15 protein-coding genes are annotated in these 18,013 nt (G+C 65.6%); 13 read left to right on the top strand and 2 right to left on the bottom strand.

The window, feature by feature from the left end:
• Positions 1-173 precede the first annotated feature (173 nt).
• On the top strand, positions 174-1,838 hold the full coding sequence (locus PAN31108_RS04380) for an isovaleryl-CoA dehydrogenase (protein ID WP_150667654.1): 1,665 nt from the start codon (positions 174-176) through the stop codon (positions 1,836-1,838).
• Positions 1,839-2,264: 426 nt separating this feature from the next.
• The gene (locus tag PAN31108_RS04375) at positions 2,265-3,665 is read left to right on the top strand and encodes a coniferyl aldehyde dehydrogenase (protein WP_370819571.1); all 1,401 of its coding nucleotides are present in this window, start codon (positions 2,265-2,267) and stop codon (positions 3,663-3,665) included.
• Positions 3,666-3,824: 159 nt separating this feature from the next.
• Here the strand turns inward: PAN31108_RS04375 and metK are convergent, their stop codons facing one another.
• Complete coding sequence (gene metK, locus PAN31108_RS04370) at positions 3,825-5,003, bottom strand: methionine adenosyltransferase (RefSeq protein WP_150667653.1); 1,179 nt, start codon at positions 5,001-5,003, stop codon at positions 3,825-3,827.
• A gap of 188 nt (positions 5,004-5,191) precedes the next feature.
• Between metK and PAN31108_RS04365 the strand changes: the two genes are divergently transcribed.
• The 5 genes from PAN31108_RS04365 to PAN31108_RS04345 all read left to right on the top strand — a co-directional run bounded on the left by PAN31108_RS04365 (position 5,192) and on the right by PAN31108_RS04345 (position 10,121).
• The gene (locus PAN31108_RS04365) at positions 5,192-6,088 is read left to right on the top strand and encodes a lipid A biosynthesis lauroyl acyltransferase (protein WP_150667652.1); all 897 of its coding nucleotides are present in this window, start codon (positions 5,192-5,194) and stop codon (positions 6,086-6,088) included.
• A 43-nt stretch (positions 6,089-6,131) separates the two neighbouring features.
• Complete coding sequence (gene dapF, locus PAN31108_RS04360; protein WP_150667651.1) at positions 6,132-6,983, top strand: diaminopimelate epimerase; 852 nt, start codon at positions 6,132-6,134, stop codon at positions 6,981-6,983.
• Between the two features lie 165 nt (positions 6,984-7,148).
• The gene (locus PAN31108_RS04355; protein WP_150667650.1) at positions 7,149-7,817 is read left to right on the top strand and encodes a DUF484 family protein; all 669 of its coding nucleotides are present in this window, start codon (positions 7,149-7,151) and stop codon (positions 7,815-7,817) included.
• Entirely contained in the window at positions 7,817-8,758 is a 942-nt protein-coding gene (gene xerC / locus PAN31108_RS04350; RefSeq protein WP_150667649.1) for a tyrosine recombinase XerC, read from the top strand. The genes PAN31108_RS04355 and xerC overlap by 1 nt, the downstream gene beginning before the upstream one ends.
• Before the next feature lie 148 nt (positions 8,759-8,906).
• The gene (locus tag PAN31108_RS04345; RefSeq protein WP_150667648.1) at positions 8,907-10,121 is read left to right on the top strand and encodes a class I SAM-dependent rRNA methyltransferase; all 1,215 of its coding nucleotides are present in this window, start codon (positions 8,907-8,909) and stop codon (positions 10,119-10,121) included.
• Between the two features lie 34 nt (positions 10,122-10,155).
• Here the strand turns inward: PAN31108_RS04345 and PAN31108_RS04340 are convergent, their stop codons facing one another.
• The gene (locus tag PAN31108_RS04340; RefSeq protein ID WP_150667647.1) at positions 10,156-11,031 is read right to left on the bottom strand and encodes an EamA family transporter; all 876 of its coding nucleotides are present in this window, start codon (positions 11,029-11,031) and stop codon (positions 10,156-10,158) included.
• 221 nt (positions 11,032-11,252) lie between these two features.
• On the opposite strand from PAN31108_RS04340, the gene PAN31108_RS04335 reads away from it, so the two are divergent.
• The 6 genes from PAN31108_RS04335 to hslV all read left to right on the top strand — a co-directional run bounded on the left by PAN31108_RS04335 (position 11,253) and on the right by hslV (position 17,888).
• Complete coding sequence (locus PAN31108_RS04335; protein WP_150667646.1) at positions 11,253-11,747, top strand: Fur family transcriptional regulator; 495 nt, start codon at positions 11,253-11,255, stop codon at positions 11,745-11,747.
• Positions 11,748-11,904: 157 nt separating this feature from the next.
• The gene (locus tag PAN31108_RS04330) at positions 11,905-12,984 is read left to right on the top strand and encodes a CobW family GTP-binding protein (RefSeq protein WP_150667645.1); all 1,080 of its coding nucleotides are present in this window, start codon (positions 11,905-11,907) and stop codon (positions 12,982-12,984) included.
• Positions 12,985-13,374: 390 nt separating this feature from the next.
• A complete protein-coding gene (dksA, locus tag PAN31108_RS04325) occupies positions 13,375-13,794 on the top strand; it encodes an RNA polymerase-binding protein DksA (RefSeq protein ID WP_069343057.1) in 420 nt (139 codons plus the stop codon).
• A 231-nt stretch (positions 13,795-14,025) separates the two neighbouring features.
• On the top strand, positions 14,026-14,601 hold the full coding sequence (locus PAN31108_RS04320) for a hypothetical protein (protein ID WP_150667644.1): 576 nt from the start codon (positions 14,026-14,028) through the stop codon (positions 14,599-14,601).
• Between the two features lie 354 nt (positions 14,602-14,955).
• A complete protein-coding gene (locus PAN31108_RS04315) occupies positions 14,956-16,995 on the top strand; it encodes a TonB-dependent receptor (protein ID WP_150667862.1) in 2,040 nt (679 codons plus the stop codon).
• Positions 16,996-17,336: 341 nt separating this feature from the next.
• The gene (gene hslV, locus PAN31108_RS04310) at positions 17,337-17,888 is read left to right on the top strand and encodes an ATP-dependent protease subunit HslV (RefSeq protein WP_150667643.1); all 552 of its coding nucleotides are present in this window, start codon (positions 17,337-17,339) and stop codon (positions 17,886-17,888) included.
• Positions 17,889-18,013 lie beyond the last annotated feature (125 nt).

The raw sequence follows: 18,013 nt of genomic DNA, 5'->3' as shown, positions 1-18,013 counted from the left end.
GCGTGCGCCCGGGGGCGAAGTGAAGCATTCCTCTAATTTGGATGAATTCGCGGGCACGGGCGCTATGATGAAATGATCGACTTCAGGTAACCGTCCCATGTTTGGCATCGTGGCGGTCACCGACCGGGCCTGGTGTGACCGATGGGCGACCGGACGAGAACTCGGAGACACGGATGACCGAAGCCTGGCAGACGCACGACGTCACCAATCAGGTGCCGCCGCTCACGGACTACAACCTCTACGCCACCGACGCCGCCTTGCAGGCCGCCGTCACCGCGTTCGACGCCGATTGGCACGCGAAGGAACTCCACCGTCAGGGCGCACGACTCGGGGAAGCCGAGGTCCAGCAATGGGCGCAGGACGCCAATCGTCACGAGCCGGCATTGCAATCCTTCGATGCGCGAGGCAATCGCATCGACCGTGTCGAATTTCATCCCGCGTGGCATGCGCTCATGGGGCTATTGCGCGGTGCACAACTGCAATCGCTGCCGTGGGCGCATCCGCGCGGCGGGGTGATGGCAGCGCGTACCGCATCGTATTTTCTGCACGCGCAGAACGAGGCCGGCGCGTTGTGTCCCACGACGATGACGTTCGCGAGCATTCCCGTACTCGCCAGGGAGCCGGCGCTCTTCGCCACGCTCAGGGACAAATTGCTCGCACCGCAACACGACCCGCGCGACGTGCCGCTCGCCCAGAAGCACGCCATCCTCATCGGCATGGGGATGACCGAGAAGCAGGGCGGCTCGGACGTACGCACCAACACCACGACCGCGACCGATGGCGGCGACGGCAGCGTCTCGCTCGTCGGTCACAAATGGTTCTTCTCGGCGCCGCAGTGCGACGCGCATCTCGTGCTCGCGCGCGATAGCGACAGCGATGCGCTGTCTTGCTTTTTCGTTCCACGTTATGCGCCCGATGGCCGCAAGAACGCGGTGCAGATTCAGCGTCTCAAGGACAAACTGGGCAACCGGTCCAACGCCAGCAGCGAGGTCGAGTTTCAGGGCGCGTACGGCGTGCGCGTGGGCGCTCCGGGGCGCGGCGTGCCCACGATCATCGAGATGGCGACGTACACGCGTCTCGACTGCGTGATCGGCAGTGCGGCGATGATGCGCGCCGGCGTCGTGCAGGCGATTCACCACGCGCGGCATCGCACGGCGTTCGGTGCGAAGCTCGTCGATCAGGATCTGATGACGACGGTGCTTGCGGATCTCGCGCTGGAATCGGAGGCCGCGACGTGGCTTGCGATGCGGCTCGCACAGGCGTTCGATGCGAGCGTGGCAGGCGACGATACGCCGGTGCAGCGCGCGTGGCGACGCATCGTGCTGCCGGCGGCGAAATTCTGGGTGTGCAAGCGCGCGCTGGAATTCGCGGGCGAGTGCATGGAGGTGTGGGGCGGCAACGGCTATGTCGAGACGGGACCGCTCGCGCGTTTGTATCGCGAGGCCCCCGTCAATTCGATCTGGGAAGGTTCCGGCAACGTGATGTGCCTCGACGTGCTGCGCGCCATGAGCCGGGAGCCGGACGTTGCCCAAAGCTGGTTCCAGTGGCTCGCGCAGCGCACGGCGTCGCACGCGACGTTGCGCGCCGCGCTGGCGCAGTTGCATGGCTGGCTCGCCGCCGACCCGTCGACACACGCGGTGCGCGCCCGCACCATCGCGCAGCAGATCGTGTTGCTGGCGCAGGCTGCGTTGCTGCTGGAGCATGCGCCGTCGGAACTGGCGCACGGCTTCATCGAGAGCCGGTTTTCGAATGCGGGCGGACGCGTGTATGGCGTGATGCCGCAGACGCTCGCCACCGGGGTGCAGCGCGCGTGGCTCGACAGGGCATTTCTCGCGTGAGGTGGTGTGGCCGGGGCGGGGGGCTGGCATCCCGCACGTCCCGCATGTCCCACGCACCCCACTGATTGCGTGGATCGCGCCAATCGGGGCAGTCGGGGCAGTCGGGGCAGTCGGGACGATCGTGACGATCGCGCGTGCAAGGCGAGTTTTTCATAACGACAACATATCGACGGTGGCCGCTGGCGCTTGCGCGCATCGGGCCGTCGCAGGGAGGAGAGCGGTATGGGACACAAGGACGAACCGGGCGGGATGCACGACGGACTTCATGGCGAACTTCATGGAGGGCTTCATGCCGCAGCGGCATTGCCTGCGTCGCAGGACGCGCTGCGAGAGCCGCAGGAACAGGGCCACAAGCAGGACCACAAACAGGACCACAAACAGGACCACAAACAGGACCACAAACAGGACCACAAACAGGACAACGATATGGCGCGGGCGCTGATGCTGCCGCGCTTCGATGCGATGCGTCGCGCACACGAGGCATCGCCGCAGGTCGACTGGCCGACACGCAAGCATCACCTGACGGCCTTGCAGGCCATGCTGCACAAGTATCGCGACGCCTTCGCGAGCGCCATCGATGCGGATTTCGGCGGCCGTCCGGTGCAGGAAACCGACATGCTCGAACTGTTTCCGTCGCTGGGCAATCTGAAGCATGCGCTGTCGCATACGCGTGGCTGGATGCGCGGCTCGCAGGGCTGGGCGAATCTGTGGCTATTGCCCGCGCGCCGCGCGGTGGTGCCCCAGCCGCTGGGCGTCGTCGGTGTCATCGTGCCGTGGAATTACCCGCTGTTTCTCGCCGTCGGCCCGCTCACCGATGCACTCGCCGCCGGCAATCGCGTGATGATCAAGGTGTCGGAGATCACGCCACGCTTTGCGGAGGTCTTCGCGTCTGCCATTGCGGCCACCTTCCCGCCCGAGTGGGTGACGGTCGTCACCGGCGACGCGCAAATCGCCCGCGCTTTCTCGACGCTGCCGTTCGATCATCTGCTGTTCACCGGCGCGACCTCCATCGGGCATCACGTGATGCGCGCCGCCAGCGAACATCTCACGCCGGTCACGCTGGAACTCGGGGGCAAGTCGCCCGCCATCATCGGGCCGGGCGCGCGTTGGGCGCATGCCGTGGAGCGCATCATGCTCGGCAAGCTGCTCAACGCCGGTCAGACATGCGTGGCGCCGGACTATGTGCTCGTACCGCGTGAAAAGCTCGACACCTTCGTGACCACCGCGCGGCAGGTGGCCGCGCGGATGTATCCCGATGCCGTGAACAACCCGCAGTACACGAGCATCGTGTCGGCGCGCCACTTCGAGCGGTTGTCGGGTCTGGCAGCCGAGGCGGCGGCGCAGGGGGCGACGTTGCACGCACTGTTCGACACACCTGCCCAGGCGGCACGTCGGCGTCTGCCACCGGTCGTGCTGACCGGCGTGCACGACGGCATGCGGGTGATGCGCGAGGAGATTTTCGGGCCGCTGCTGCCGGTCGTGCCGTATGACGATCTGGACGCGGCGATCGCGTATGTGAACGAGCGTCCGCGCCCGCTCGCGCTGTATGTCTTCGATACCGACAATGCGCGCATCGAACGGGTAGTCGACGGCACGATTTCGGGGGGTGTGACGATCAACGACACGCTGCTGCATGTGGCCGAACATTCGCTGCCCTTCGGCGGCGTGGGGCCGTCGGGCATGGGGGGCTATCACGGCGAGGCCGGATTTCGGACGTTCTCCAAGGACAAGCCGATCTTCCGTCAGGCGCGCTGGAACGGCGCCGGGCTCCTCAACCCGCCGTACGGCAAAGTGTTCGCCGCGATGACCCGGCAGTTGATTCGCTGACGGTGCGGCAGCGATCGGTGGCCGGGCGGTCGTGACGTTCGCCGCGCCGACGTTCGGGACGTCTGCCAAAACAAAACCCCCGCCGGTTCGATCCGGGCGGGGGTTTTGTTCGCCTGACGCCGGTTTGCACCGGCATCGGGCGTCGGGCGTGCTGCCGTATCAGGCCACGGCGCGCAGGCCGGCGTCGGCCAGCAGGGCGTCGGCGCGATCGGTCGCTTCCCACGAGAATTCCGGCTCTTCGCGGCCGAAGTGGCCGTAAGCGGCGGTCTTCTCATAGATCGGACGCAGCAGGTCGAGCATCTGGATGATGCCCTTCGGACGCAGGTCGAAGTGCTTCTCGACCAGCTCGGCGATGCGCTGATCGCTGATCTTGCCCGTGCCGAACGTGTTGACCATGACCGAGGTCGGGCGCGCCACACCGATGGCGTACGAGACCTGAATCACGCACTTCGACGCCAGACCGGCGGCCACGATGTTCTTTGCGACATAGCGACCGGCGTAGGCGGCCGAGCGGTCGACCTTCGACGGGTCCTTGCCCGAGAACGCGCCACCGCCGTGCGGTGCGGCGCCGCCGTACGTGTCGACGATGATCTTGCGGCCCGTGAGGCCGGCGTCGCCCTGCGGGCCACCGATCACGAAACGGCCGGTCGGGTTGACCAGGAACTTGATATCGCCCTTGATCAGTTCGGCCGGCAGCACCGGCTTGATGACTTCCTCGATGACGGCTTCGCGCAGCGCTTCCAGTCCGATGTCCGGATGGTGCTGCGTGGAGAGCACGACGGTGTCGATGCTGTGCGGACGGCCGTTTTCGTACTTGATGGTGACCTGCGACTTGGCGTCCGGACGCAGCCAGGGCAGACGGCCGTCGCGACGCACCTGCGACTGGCGCTCGACCAGACGGTGCGACAGGTAGATCGGCAGCGGCATGAGTTCCGGCGTCTCGTCGCAGGCGTAGCCGAACATCAGGCCCTGATCGCCGGCGCCCTGATCGAGGTTGTCGTCATGCGCACGGTCCACGCCCTGGGCGATGTCCGGCGACTGGCGGTCGTAGGCCACCAGCACGGCGCAACCCTTGTAGTCGATGCCGTAGTCGGTGTTGTCGTATCCGATGCGGCGGATCGTTTCGCGTGCGACTTGCTGATAGTCGACCGTGGCGGTCGTGGTGATTTCACCTGCGAGCACGACGAGCCCCGTGTTGCAAAGCGTTTCCGCAGCAACACGCGCGTACTTGTCTTGCTTCAGGATGGCGTCGAGAACGGCGTCCGAGATCTGGTCGGCAACTTTGTCCGGGTGACCTTCGGAGACGGATTCGGAGGTAAAGAGATAGTCGTTCGCCACTTCTGGCTCCTCTAACGATATTTGGCGACTCACGTTGCCGTCATCGGAGGGGAAGCGGCGACGCTTTAGCGGAAAATTGGTCGAATGCGCTGCCTACGTAGGGTGGTGCATTCGAATCGCCCCGCAAGTTGTCAGTTAACTCGGCGATGTCGCTTATTATACGCCCCTGAAGAAATCCTGCTTGCGACATGTCGACCACTCCCAAGAAATCCCTCGGGTACTACCTCAGCGTGGGTCTGCTGCGCGGACTGAACCTGCTGCCCTATTGCTGGGTTGCCCGTTTCGGCGCGGGGATCGGCCATTTGCTGTACCGCATTCCGAGCGCCCGCAAACGGGTCGTGCATACCAATCTGCGCCTGTGTTTTCCCCATTGGGACGACGCGACCCGCGAGCGCGTGGCCAAGGCGTCTTTCGTGCACGCGATCCGCAGCTATGCCGAGCGCAGCGTGCAGTGGTTCGCCGACGCCAAAAAGCTGGAGCGCCTCGTCCAGCTGGAGACGGAGGTCGATCTGCGCGACCCGGACATGCCGCCGACGATCCTGCTTGGATTTCACTTCGTGGGCATCGAGGCGGGGTCCGTCTTCATCAATTACGCCCTGCACCGGCCTTGTGCGTCGCTTTATACGCCGATGTCGAACCCGGCGTTCGACGCGATGGCCCGCGAGCAGCGCGGCCGCTTCGACGCCGAGATGATTCCGCGCGGCGACAGCGCGCGCGAGGTGCTGCGCATGTTTCGCAAGAAGAAACCGGTGATGCTGGGGGCCGACATGGACTACGGCGAGCGTAACTCGACGTTCGTGCCGTTCTTCGGCGTGCAGGCCTGTACGCTTACGGCCGTCTCGCGACTGGCCGAGGTCGGGCGCGCGCAGGTGCTGCCGTTCGTATGCGAGGTGCTGCCGGACTACAAGGGCTACCGTCTGAAAGTGTTCTCAAAATGGGAGAACTACCCGACGCAGGACCCGGATGCTGACGCCCGACGCATGAACGCTTTCCTCGAGGAACAGATTCTCAAGATGCCGGAGCAGTACTACTGGGTTCACAAGCGCTTCAAGACGCGTCCGAAGGGCGAACCGGGCGTCTATTGACGGGCGCCGGATGCGCGTCGACCTTCTCCACTACAATAGCGGCATGAAGCTCAAATTCACCAAGATGCAAGGCGCCGGGAACGACTTCGTCGTGATCGACGGCATCTCGCAGACCATCGATTTCACGCCCGAACAGTGGCGTGCGCTCGCCGACCGCCATTTTGGCGTCGGCGCGGATCAGCTTTTGCTCGTCGAACGCCCGACGCTGCCGGACGTGGACTTCCGCTATCGCATCTTCAACGCCGACGGCGGCGAGGTCGAGCATTGCGGCAACGGTGCGCGCTGCTTCGTCAAGTTCGTGCGCGACACCGGCCTCACCGACAAGCGTACGGTGCGGGTGGAGGTGCAGCAGGGCGTGCTTGCGCTCACGATGCGCGAAGACGGTCAGGTCAGCGTGGACATGGGCGCACCGATTCTCACGCCGTCAGACGTGCCGTTCGATGCCACGGGGCTCGAAGGCCGCCGAGAGGGCGACGACACGCTCTGGCCGCTCGATGTCGGCGGCAAGACCACCTGGATTTCCGTCGTTTCGATGGGCAACCCCCATGCCGTGCAGATCGTCGGGAACGTCGATACCGCGCCGGTCGGCACGGACGGCCCGCTCGTCGAGCGTCATCCCCGTTTCCCGCGTCGCGTGAACGCCGGCTTCCTGCAAGTGGTGAGCCCGCATGAGGCGCGTCTGCGCGTGTACGAGCGCGGCGCCGGCGAAACCCTCGCCTGCGGCACCGGCGCGTGTGCGGCGGCCGTGGCGGGCATTCGTCGCGGCTTGCTCAAGGCGCCGGTGGCCGTCGAGACGCACGGCGGCACGCTCACCATCGACTGGGACGGCGCGAGCGGTCCGGTCACCATGACGGGACCGGCGACCACGGTCTTCGAAGGCACTATCGAAATTTGACGCGGCAGCAGGACTTGCGCAGCACGGCATCGGCGCCCGGGCAAATCCCGAGGCGCGGGGCATTTGGTTTCAGACGGATTCTGATTTAGCGACCCAGGCGGCCGCAGGCGCTCCTCGTGTTCGGGGAGTGGCCGGCGGCAGTTGACGAACAGCAGACGGACATTCATGAACGACCGAGATATTGCGGAATACCTGATCGCGCATCCCGACTTCTTCGAGCGCCATGCCGAATTGCTGGCCGGCGTGCGGCTGACCAGCCCGCACGGCCAGCGCGCGGTCTCGTTGCAGGAACGGCAGATCGAGATGCAGCGCGAGAAGACCAAGCAGATCGAGCGACGTCTGGCCGAGTTGATGCGCTACGGCCACGAAAACGACGATATCTCGGGCAAATTGCACCGCTGGACCCTCGGTTTGCTGGGCGAGCGCGATCCGCATGCGCTGCCCGAGGCGATCGCTCGTGGTCTGCGCGACGTTTTCAGCGTGCCGTTTGCCGCCGTGCGCCTGTGGAACGTGGCCGCACCGTATCAACCCGCCGAGTTCGCCCGTAGCGTCAGTGAAGAGGTGAAAATCTTCGCGTCGAGCCTCGCCACGCCGTATTGCGGCGCCAATACCGGCTTCGAAGCCGTGACGTGGCTGGGTGCACCGAGCGATCCCGCTTCCGTCGCCCTGCTCGCGCTGCGCGACCCCCAGGTGACCGACGGGCCGGTGTTCGGCCTGCTGGTGATGGGCTCGGACGACGCCCGCCGCTTCCACGAAGGCATGGCGACCGACTTCCTGACGCAAATCGGCGAACTGGCCGGGGCCGCCCTGGGCAAGCTGCGCGCCGACGACTGATGTCTGCCGGCGACGCAACGCCACTCGAACCGGGCATCCGCACCTATCTCACGGCTTTGGGCAGCGAGCGCAAGCTCGCCGCGCTCACGCTGGAAAATTACACGCGCGATCTGCGGCAGTTGCAGCGTCTGGCGAGCGGCCGCCCGCTCGAATCGCTGCAACACGGCGACATCCGCCGTTTCGTGATGAAGCTCCACGCCGAGGGGCTCGTCGGCCGTTCGATTGCGCGCAAGCTCTCCGCCTGGCGTGGCTACTTCGCCTGGCTCGCGCAGCGCACACCGCTCGCCGCCAACCCTGTCGAGGGGGTGCGAGCGCCAAAACAACCCAAACCGTTGCCTAAGGCGCTCTCGCCCGATCAGGCGTCGGCGCTTGTCGAATTCGCGACGGGCGCCTCCGCCGAAGCCGTGCGCAACCGGGCGATGTTCGAACTGCTGTATTCGTCCGGCCTGCGGCTGTCCGAGCTCACGGGGCTCGACCATCGTTATGTCGAGGCCGAGGGCTACCGCTCCGCGAGCTGGCTGGATCTGGCGGAGCGCGAGGTCGTGGTGACGGGCAAGGGTAACAAGCGGCGTCGCGTCCCCGTGGGCGAGAAGGCCGCGCAGGCACTGGCCGAATGGCTGGACATGCGCGCCCCGTTGGCGACGGCCGAACCCCACGCGCTGTTTCTGTCGGCGCGCGGCAAGCGCATCGGCGCACGCGCCGTGCAGCAGGGGCTGGCGCGTCACGCGCTCGCCGCCGGGTTGCCGACGCACGTCCATCCGCACATGCTGCGTCACTCGTTCGCGACGCACGTCCTCCAGTCTTCGGGCGACCTGCGCGCCGTGCAGGAAATGCTCGGGCACAGCAACATTTCGACGACGCAGATCTACACGAAGCTCGACTTTCAGCACCTGGCGAAGGTCTATGATCAGGCGCATCCGCGCTCGCGCCGGAAGACCTGAGCGGGTTGCCGCGACCGGAGTCGGTGTAGAATCGCGCCTTCCCCGCAAGTCCCGAACGCCGCCCCGGACACGATCCGCGTGCCGCGCTGGCGCCCCCCGCGCCGCGAGACTTGCCGTCACTCCGTATGCAACCGTTGGTCCGTCCCGCATGAATACCTTGACCCTCAAGCCCGGCAAAGAAAAGTCCTTGCTGCGCCGCCATCCCTGGATTTACGCCACCGCCGTGGCGCGTGTGGACGGCAATCCGGCATCCGGCGCGACGGTCGTGGTGCGTGCCGCCGACGGGCGCTTCCTCGCGCGCGCCGCGTTCAGCCCGGTCTCGGCCATTCGCGCCCGCGTCTGGACCTTCAACGAAAACGAGCCGGTCGATCACGCGTTCTTCAAGCGCCGCGTGTCGGCGGCGCTCGCTTACCGCGAAGCGATGGTCCACGACACCGGTGCAACGCGCCTGATCTTTGGCGAGGCCGACGGCCTGCCGGGGCTGATCGTCGACCGCTATCAGTCCGCGCCGGGTGAGCCCGTCACGGATCAACTCGTCTGCCAGTTCATGGCCGCGGGCGTTGAGGCGTGGAAGGATGCCATCACGAAAGCCTTGGTCGGTGCGACCGGTTGCCCGAACGTCTACGAGCGCTCCGACGCCGCCGTGCGCGAGCGCGAAGGCCTGCCGAGCATCACGGGCGTGCTGGCCGGGGCCGAACCGCCCGAAGCGCCCGAGTCGCTCACGACGCATGAGAACGGGGTGAAGTACTACGTCGACGTGCGCAACGGTCACAAGACCGGCTTCTACGTCGACCAGCGCGACAACCGTCGGCTCGTGCAGCAGCAGGCCAGGGGGCGTGACGTGCTGAACTGCTTCTGCTACACCGGCGGGTTCTCGCTCGCGGCGCTCGCGGGGGGCGCGCAAAGCGTGCTGTCCATCGATTCGTCGGGCGAAGCGCTGGCCATCGGCGCGCGCAATGTCGCGCTCAACGGCTTCGACGCGACGCGCACCGAATGGCTCGATGCGGATGTCTTCAAGACGCTGCGCGCCTTGCGCGAAGAAGGCCGCACGTTCGACATGATCGTGCTCGACCCTCCGAAGTTCGCCCCGTCGGCGCATCACGTCGAACGCGCGGCGCGCGCATATAAAGACATCAACATGGCAGGCTTCAAGCTGCTGCGAGCGGGCGGTCAGTTGCTGACGTACTCGTGCTCGGGCGCCATCGACGCCGAGCTGTTCCAGAAAATCGTGGCCGGCGCGGCGGTCGATGCCGGTGTCGACGCCCGTATCCTGCGCCGCCTGTCGGCAGGCATGGATCACCCGATGCTCACGCAATTCCCGGAAGGCGAATACCTCAAGGGGCTTTGGTTGCAGCGTATGTAAGCGCCTGCTTTGGGATTGGGCGTCGTATGCCCGATCAGCCCAGCGTCAGACCGGCCACGCCCAGCGCGATCAGCACGGCGCCGCCCACGCGGCGGTGCATCTCCCCTTCTCCCAGCACGCGCACGCCGAGCAGGGCGGCGACCATCATCGACATCTCCCGGGCCGGGGCGACGTGCGACACCGGGGCGTACTTGAGCGCCGTCAGGATCAGGAAGTAGGACATCGGCGAGATCGTCGAAATCAGCATGATCTTGCGCCAGTTCGACTGCCAGAGCACCGCGATGCGCGCCGGCCGCGTGAGCGCCGTCGGTGCCGACAGGACGACGCGCAGCACATTTTCCAGGTAGTAATAGACGAGCGGCGCGAGCATCAGCGTCCGGATCGCGTAGGCGTCGGCCAGGGTGTACGCGGCGATGAAGGCACCCGTCAGGACCCCCCAGCCGGCGCCCGCATGCATGCTGCCGCGCCGGAACAGGCGTTCGCCGCTGGCGATCACCATCACACCGGCGACCACGAGTCCGATGCCGACGAGCGCCAGCCAGCCTGGTCGCTCGCCCAGCAGCACGATGGCCCCGAGCGAGGAAAGCAGCGGTCCGGTGCCGCGTGCGAGCGGATAGACGACCGACAGATCGCCGACACGGTAGCCGCGCTGCAAGACCAGCGTGTAGCCGTAATGCAGCAGCGCGCTCACGGCGATGACCCCCCAGCCGAGCCGCGACGGCCAACCGGCGTTCGTCCCGGTCAGGAAGTACAGCGCGAGCGGCGTGTACAGAACGACCGTGACCAGCGCGTAGAGGAAAACCAGTTGCGGGCCGCCGCCTTCACGGGTGTCGATCCGTTTGGCGACGAAGTTCCAGGTGGCGTGGAGGAAAGCGGCGGTGACAACAAGGGCGAGAGCGGTGAGCGACATGACGAAAGGCGTTTTTTGTGTCAATTGTATGTCGCATCGCCTGTCCACTTTCGGTGACTTGCCGCAAAAGCCCCCGACGGGTCGGTTAACATGCCCGTCATTGCGCCATCATGCGCTTATCGTCGGACCTTCTGTGGGCCGATTCCGGCGGTCGGTTCCCCCGAAAAGCGCTCTTTTGCAACTCGGTTGCAGCGCTGACGGGGCTGTGCTTAAATCGATTCATGAGCCTTACTCAATTACAACCCTATCTGGAAGCCGCCCGCGCGAGCTTGCAGGAGCAATCGGGCCGCGTGACCTCCGGGCGCGTACGTGTGCTGGCGTTGCTGCTCAAGGCCGGGCGACCGCTTACCCATCAGGAAGTGCTGGCCGATCTGGCCACCGACGCCGATCCGCTCGACCGCGTGACGGCCTACCGCGTACTCGACTGGCTGGTCGCGCAGGGCTGGGCCACCAAGCAGGCGGGCGACGATCGCATCTTCCGCTTCGTCATGGCCGAGCACGTCGATCCGGCGCGGGCCAATGCGCCGCGCCCGCATACGCAGCACGGTCATTTCCGTTGTGTACGCTGCCATCGAACGTTTTGCCTTGACGATTGGCCGCAGCACCCCCAACTGAGTGAGCGCGAACTCAAGCGCCTGCCCAAGGGATTCGTCGGCGAACAGGTCGAACTGTTGATTCACGGCACCTGCGCGCAGTGCGCAGGCGCGACCAACTGAACGACTTCCCGGCATCCTTTCGTCACCTCGGGTACAGTGACTGTCATTCGGGGTGCGCCGGCACCCGCGTTCGTAACGCGTTGCACGTTTTTCACGCATCGCCGGGCCGCCATGGGCGGCGCCCGGCGATGCCGCTTCATAACAGGACCTTGCATTCATGACCCCCGTCACCATCCTGACCGGCTTTCTCGGCAGCGGCAAAACCACGCTGCTCAAGCGCATCCTGACCGAAGCGCACGGCATGAAGATCGCCGTCATCGAAAACGAATTCGGTGAAGAGAACATCGACAACGACATCCTCGTGCAGGACAACGCCGAGCAGATCGTCCAAATGAGCAACGGCTGCATCTGCTGCACGATCCGCGGCGATCTGGTGCAGGCGCTCTCCGACCTGAACAGCCAGCGCGACGCCGGTACGATCCAGTTCGATCGCGTGGTCATCGAGACGACCGGCCTGGCGAACCCGGGGCCGGTGGCGCAGACGTTCTTCATCGACGACGAAGTGGCCGACACCTATCGTCTGGACGCCATCATCACGCTGGTCGATGCCAAGCACGGCCAGCAGCAACTCGATCAGCACGAAGTGGTGCAGCGTCAGGTCGGGTTCGCCGACCGTCTGTTCATCACCAAGGCCGATCTGGTCACGCCGCAAGCGCTCGATGACCTGAAGCATCGCCTCGCACACATGAACCCGCGCGCGCCGCAGCAAGTGGTCGACTTCGGTCAGGCGGACCTCAAGCAGATCTTCGACATTCACGGTTTCAACCTGAACGACAAGCTCGACATCGATCCGGACTTCCTCGCCGCCGACGAGCACGCGCACGACCACGGTCACGACCATGACCACGATCATTCGCATTGCGATCACGATCATGGCAAGTGCGACCACGAAGGCCACGATCATGGGCACCACCATCACCCTCATCACGCGCACCATGACGACGCCATCAAGTCGTTCGTCTTCCGCAGTGAGAAGGCTTTCGATCCGGCCAAGCTGGAGGATTTCCTCGGGAGCATCCTACAGGTGTACGGCGAACGCTTATTGCGTTATAAAGGCGTATTAAATATGCGCGGTATCGACCGTCGGGTCGTGTTCCAGGGCGTTCACCAGATGATGGGTAGCGACGTGGGCACGAAGTGGCAACCCGGGGAGACGCCGAACACCAAAATGGTGTTCATTGGCGCCGAACTGCCGAAAGACATCATCCTGCAAGGGCTGGAACGCTGTCTGGTCTGAGCGGAATTGCCGAATCGGGTGACGGGAAAGCCCTTAATCGGGACTGTCGAACGATTCGGTTACAATACCTGCCCACTGGGACTGCCGCCAGCGAACTGACGCGGCACTCCGGGGGGTAGGCAGGGGAGCACCGTCATGGCCACCGCCTCTCGCAAGACTGCCACCGCACGCCCCACGCGCCGGTCCGAACCGGTGCCGGAAGCGGGCGCCAAGCGTGCTCCAGCAGGCAAATCGAAGACGGGCGACGAGGCCGCCGCCAAGAAGGGGCCGTCCAAATCGTCTGGCAGGAAAGTAACCCAAGAAGCCGCCCGCGGCATTGCCGGTAAGCAAGACGTGCCACCCGCTACAGGGGCATCGCCGGATCATCCGAAAGAGACGCCACAGAAACCCATGAGCAAGCAACGACTTTTGACCGAGGCCGAAATTCTGAAGATGTCCGACAAGGACTATATGAATCAGGCTCAACTCGACTTCTTCAAGAATCGTCTGGAAGAACTGCAGGCCGAAATTCTGCGTAACGCCGGTCAGACGACCGAGAATCTGCGGGAAACCATCCTCGTTCCGGATCCGGCCGACCGCGCCACGATCGAAGAGGAGCACGCTCTGGAGCTGCGCACCCGCGATCGCGAACGCAAGCTCCTGAAGAAGGTGCAACAGTCGCTCGCCCGCATCGAATCGGGCGACTACGGCTGGTGCGAAGAGACCGGCGAGCCGATCGGCGTGCCGCGTCTGCTCGCCCGTCCGACGGCAACGCTCTCGCTCGAAGCTCAGGAGCGTCGTGAGCTGCGTCAGAAGCTGTTCGGCGACTGATTGACGGCACGGACCCGATACCGCACGGTGGCGGCGATCGGGTGCCTCGGTTGATCGAAGGCATGTCTTCCCGGCATGCCTTTTTTGTTTCTTTTTTGTTTTTTCCCGACGCCGACCGGTCGGCCGCGCCTCGACCGGCCCGGACTGTCGCCTGCGCGCAACGCTACGCCAGGCTCGCGGCAAGTGCCGCTTTATGGCAAGATTGCAACTCAGTTGCAATTCGAGTCATCCATGCCGTCCATCGATTCCGCTTTCCGCCCATGGCGTGCGCGCTCGCGTGCGCCGCTCGGGCGTGGACGCAGCGGCTGGGTGGCGTGGCTCATCGCCGCCTTGCTGTGCGTGCAGATGTGGGGGTTGCAGCACGAAATCGCGCACGCGCGCGAGTTGTCCGGCATGGGGCAGCGGGGTGCGGCCCATCGCGTTGCTACGGCGACGGTCGCGAGGGGAGGCGCTACCGCCACCGCCACCGCCACCGCCACCGCCGTCACGAATGTCGCTCAGGTTGCTGACGCCGGTGATGGCAATGAGGTCGATGCCGCAGACGCCATCGATGCCGAATCGGACGCCGCGATCGCCGCCGACTGGTCCGTGCAATCCGCGCGTGCGACCCACACCGGCTTCGGCACCCATCACCACCACTGCCATCTTTTCGAGGGGGCGACACTCGCGGCGGCCATGGCCGTGGCGATGCTCCAGTGGACGAGCGCTGCCGACACGACGCAGGCGCCGCTGCGCGCCAACGGGCGCAGTCACGCGAGCGCCGTCCTCCTGCCCTTCGATTCCCGCGCGCCGCCGGTCGCGGTCTGACGCTTCAACGTCTCCGACGTTTTCCACGAATCTTTGCCAGCACTCGCTCTGACGTGCGCACCGCGCCGGTGGGCCTTTCGCCCGTTGCCGGCCAGCGTCTGCCTGCCATGTCGGCGTGTCGCCGTGCACGCGTTCGTGCCGATTTACGGGCATTCCTGCACCGTCCGAGGACGTGTGCGCCCGCGCTCATCAGACCGATAAGAAACAACCATGGCCTCTCCCGCTTTCGTCGCCGCACACGCGACGCGCTCGCTCACCCCTGACCTCCCGGCCGCTCGCTCGCGCCTTCGCCGCCCGTTGCCATTGCTTGCTCCGCTGCCGCTCGCGGCGGCGCTCACGTTCAGCGCCTTCGCAATGACCAGTCTGTCGGCGCAGGCCGCCGAAGACGCGCCCGCCCAGTCCACGGCCACGCCTGCCGCACCCACCGCACCCGTTGCAGCCGTCGCTGCGGATACCGCGCTGCCGGTGACGTTCGTGACGGGCAACCCGCTCGGGCGCGCCGCGGCCGAACTCGCCGCGCCCATCACCGAACTCGACGGCCGCGCTCTGGCGCTGCGTCGCTCGACCACGCTCGGCGAGACCCTCGATGGCCTGCCGGGCGTCTCGGCCACCTCGTATGGTCCGAACGTCAGCCGTCCGATCATTCGTGGCCTCGACGGCGACCGCATTCGCGTGCTGCAAAACGGCACGGCATCGCTCGACGCTTCGTCGCTCTCGTACGACCACGCCGTGGCGCAGGATCCGCTGAGCATCGAGCGCGTGGAAATCGTGCGCGGCCCTGCGGCGTTGCTGTATGGCGGCAATGCCGTCGGCGGTGTGGTCAACACCATCGACAACCGCATTCCGCGCGAGTCGCTCACGGGCGTTTCCGGGGCGACGGACGTCAGCTACGGCGGCGCCAATCGCGAGCGCGCCGGCGCGGCGCAACTCGAATTCGGCAATGGCCAGTTCGCATTCCACGTCGACGGTTTTGCGCGCAAGAGCGCCGACCTGCGCATTCCCGGCTTCGCCCGTTCGGCGCAACAACGCGCGCGCGACGGCGAAGACGTGCCGCAACCGTCGGGCACGCTGCCCAACAGCGACGGGCAGACGAGCGGTGCCGCCGCCGGGGCATCGTGGACATGGGCCGACGGATACGCAGGGTTGTCCTACTCCGGTTACGACTCCGACTACGGCACCGTCGCCGAAGAAAACACACGCATCCGGTTGCGTCAGCAGCGTCTCGCCCTGGCCAGTGAAGTGCGCAACCTGAGCGGCCCGTTCACGGCGTTCAAGTTCAACTTCGGGTACACCGACTACGAGCACAAGGAAATCGAGAACGGCCAGACGGGCACGACGTTCAAGAACCACGGATACGAAGGACGGATCGAGGCGCGTCACGCCCGGATCGGGCCGCTCGAAGGCGCCGTGGGCGTGCAGTTCTCGCAGAACACGTTCTCAGCCCTGGGCGAAGAAGCGTTCGTGCCGAAGAGCGACACCACCAACGTGGCGCTGTTCGCGCTCGAAGAGTGGGCCGTCAATCAGGCGGTGAAGCTGTCGTTCGGCGCGCGCATCGAGCATTCCAGCGTGAAGCCGAGCGCGGGCGGTAACGAGCGTTTCGATAATTTGCCGTCGCGCAACTTCACGCCGGGCAGCGTTTCGGCAGGCGCCGTGTTCGCGCTGGCCCCGGCATGGTCCGTGGCGCTGAACACCGCCTACACCGAGCGCGCGCCGACCTTCTACGAGTTGTACGCGAACGGTCCGCACCTCGCGACCGGCGTCTTCGAGATCGGCGATCCCCAGGCCAAGCTGGAAAAGGCCTTCTCGACGGACCTTTCATTGCGTTACGAGAACGGACCGAACAAGGGCAGCGTCGGCGTGTTCTTTAGCCGCTTCTCCAACTTCCTGGCGCTGAACAACACCGGTCGCACGGTCGACGGCGAAGACAAGCCGCTGCCGGTTTATCAGTACGCCGGTGTGCCTGCGGATCTTTACGGGTTCGAGGCGGAAGGCCGCGCGCGTGTCTGGCAGGGCTACGGCAATCTCGACGTCGAACTGCGAGGCGACTACACCATCGGGCGTAATCGCGACACGGGCGAGCCGCTGCCGCGCATCGCGCCGCTGCGGTTGACGGCCGCGCTGGTCTACGGCCTCGGACACTGGGGCGCGCGTCTCGAAATGGTCCACGCAAGCCATCAGGCACGCGTGCCCGCGAACGATCTGACGACGAACGGCTATACCACGCTCGGCGCCGCGCTCACGTATCAGTTCAAGGCGGGTGGCGCGCAGTGGCTCGCCTATCTGAAGGGCGAGAACCTGACCAATCAGGAAGTGCGTCTGGCGAGTTCGGTGCTGCGCGACATTGCGCCGCAAGGCGGTCGTGCGGTACGGGTGGGATTGCGCACCACGTTCTGAGCGGTCCGATTCTCTGCCGGGCATCTCCGATATGCCGCAAAAACGGGGCGATTTCCGAGAAATTGCCCCGCATCCTCTCGTTCGCGCGGTGCAATGCCGCGCGAATGCCACCCTCCATGCCACAGGTTCCGTTGCGGGACAGGGCATCGGCCGGGCGGTCGGCGGCGAGTCTTGTGCGACGCCGTCGACGCCCCTTGATATTCTTTCGATTGCCCTAAACTACAGTGACGTCTCGCCCGGCAGGGTGCGCCTTCCCCGTCTTGATGATCGACGGAGACGATGCGTGCGATGTCCGGGCCAATCGTTACGGGGCGCACGTCGCCCCCCGAAAAGGAACAGGCATGGAGCAATATCACGGCACCACTATCGTCTCCGTTCGGCGCGGCGATCAGGTCGCGCTCGGCGGTGACGGACAGGTCACGCTCGGCAACATCGTGATGAAGGGCACGGCGCGCAAGGTGCGTACGATCTATGACGGCAAGGTCATGGTCGGTTTCGCCGGCGCCACGGCAGACGCCTTCTCGTTGCTTGATCGTTTCGAGGCGAAGCTTCAGAAGCATCAGGGGCATCTCACGCGTTCTGCGGTCGAACTCGCCAAGGACTGGCGCACGGACCGCATGCTGCGCCGTCTCGAAGCGATGATGATCGTCGCGGACGCGGAAACCACGCTGGTCATTACCGGTAACGGCGATGTGCTCGATCCGGAAGGCGGCGTCGCCGCCATCGGTTCGGGCGGATCTTACGCACAGGCCGCCGCACGCGCACTGGTCGAGAACACCGACCTCACGCCGGCGGAAATCGTCAAGAAAGCGCTGACGATCGCGGGCGAAATGTGCATCTACACGAACGGCAATCACATCATCGAATCGCTGCCGCCGAAGGCAGTGAAGTAAACAAGACCATCGACGAAGATCGACGAACATCGACGGACGACGCGCGCGCCCCGGCAGGTGGACTCCTGTGGCGCGATTGCCGGCCGGCGGCTGATCGGGACAACGACAGCCGACCGGCCGGGCGT

The sequence above is a fragment of the Pandoraea anhela genome (assembly GCF_902459655.1).
GTDB lineage: Bacteria > Pseudomonadota > Gammaproteobacteria > Burkholderiales > Burkholderiaceae > Pandoraea > Pandoraea anhela.
Note: the sequence above shows the minus strand (reverse complement) of the source record. Positions and strands in the feature narration are given on the sequence as shown.

Excerpts from the sequence above, each read along its gene's own strand:
- PAN31108_RS04375 (WP_370819571.1), top strand. The coding sequence starts at position 2,265 with ATGGCGCGGGCGCTGATGCTGCCGCGCTTCGATGCGATGCGTCGCGCA.
- dksA (WP_069343057.1), top strand. The coding sequence starts at position 13,375 with ATGAGCAAGCAACGACTTTTGACCGAGGCCGAAATTCTGAAGATGTCC.
- PAN31108_RS04355 (WP_150667650.1), top strand. The coding sequence starts at position 7,149 with ATGAACGACCGAGATATTGCGGAATACCTGATCGCGCATCCCGACTTC.
- PAN31108_RS04380 (WP_150667654.1), top strand. The coding sequence starts at position 174 with ATGACCGAAGCCTGGCAGACGCACGACGTCACCAATCAGGTGCCGCCG.
- PAN31108_RS04330 (WP_150667645.1), top strand. The coding sequence starts at position 11,905 with ATGACCCCCGTCACCATCCTGACCGGCTTTCTCGGCAGCGGCAAAACC.
- PAN31108_RS04315 (WP_150667862.1), top strand. The coding sequence starts at position 14,956 with ATGACCAGTCTGTCGGCGCAGGCCGCCGAAGACGCGCCCGCCCAGTCC.
- PAN31108_RS04320 (WP_150667644.1), top strand. The coding sequence starts at position 14,026 with ATGCCGTCCATCGATTCCGCTTTCCGCCCATGGCGTGCGCGCTCGCGT.
- PAN31108_RS04345 (WP_150667648.1), top strand. The coding sequence starts at position 8,907 with ATGAATACCTTGACCCTCAAGCCCGGCAAAGAAAAGTCCTTGCTGCGC.
- hslV (WP_150667643.1), top strand. The coding sequence starts at position 17,337 with ATGGAGCAATATCACGGCACCACTATCGTCTCCGTTCGGCGCGGCGAT.
- PAN31108_RS04335 (WP_150667646.1), top strand. The coding sequence starts at position 11,253 with ATGAGCCTTACTCAATTACAACCCTATCTGGAAGCCGCCCGCGCGAGC.
- xerC (WP_150667649.1), top strand. The coding sequence starts at position 7,817 with ATGTCTGCCGGCGACGCAACGCCACTCGAACCGGGCATCCGCACCTAT.
- PAN31108_RS04340 (WP_150667647.1), bottom strand. The coding sequence starts at position 11,031 with ATGTCGCTCACCGCTCTCGCCCTTGTTGTCACCGCCGCTTTCCTCCAC.
- PAN31108_RS04365 (WP_150667652.1), top strand. The coding sequence starts at position 5,192 with ATGTCGACCACTCCCAAGAAATCCCTCGGGTACTACCTCAGCGTGGGT.
- dapF (WP_150667651.1), top strand. The coding sequence starts at position 6,132 with ATGAAGCTCAAATTCACCAAGATGCAAGGCGCCGGGAACGACTTCGTC.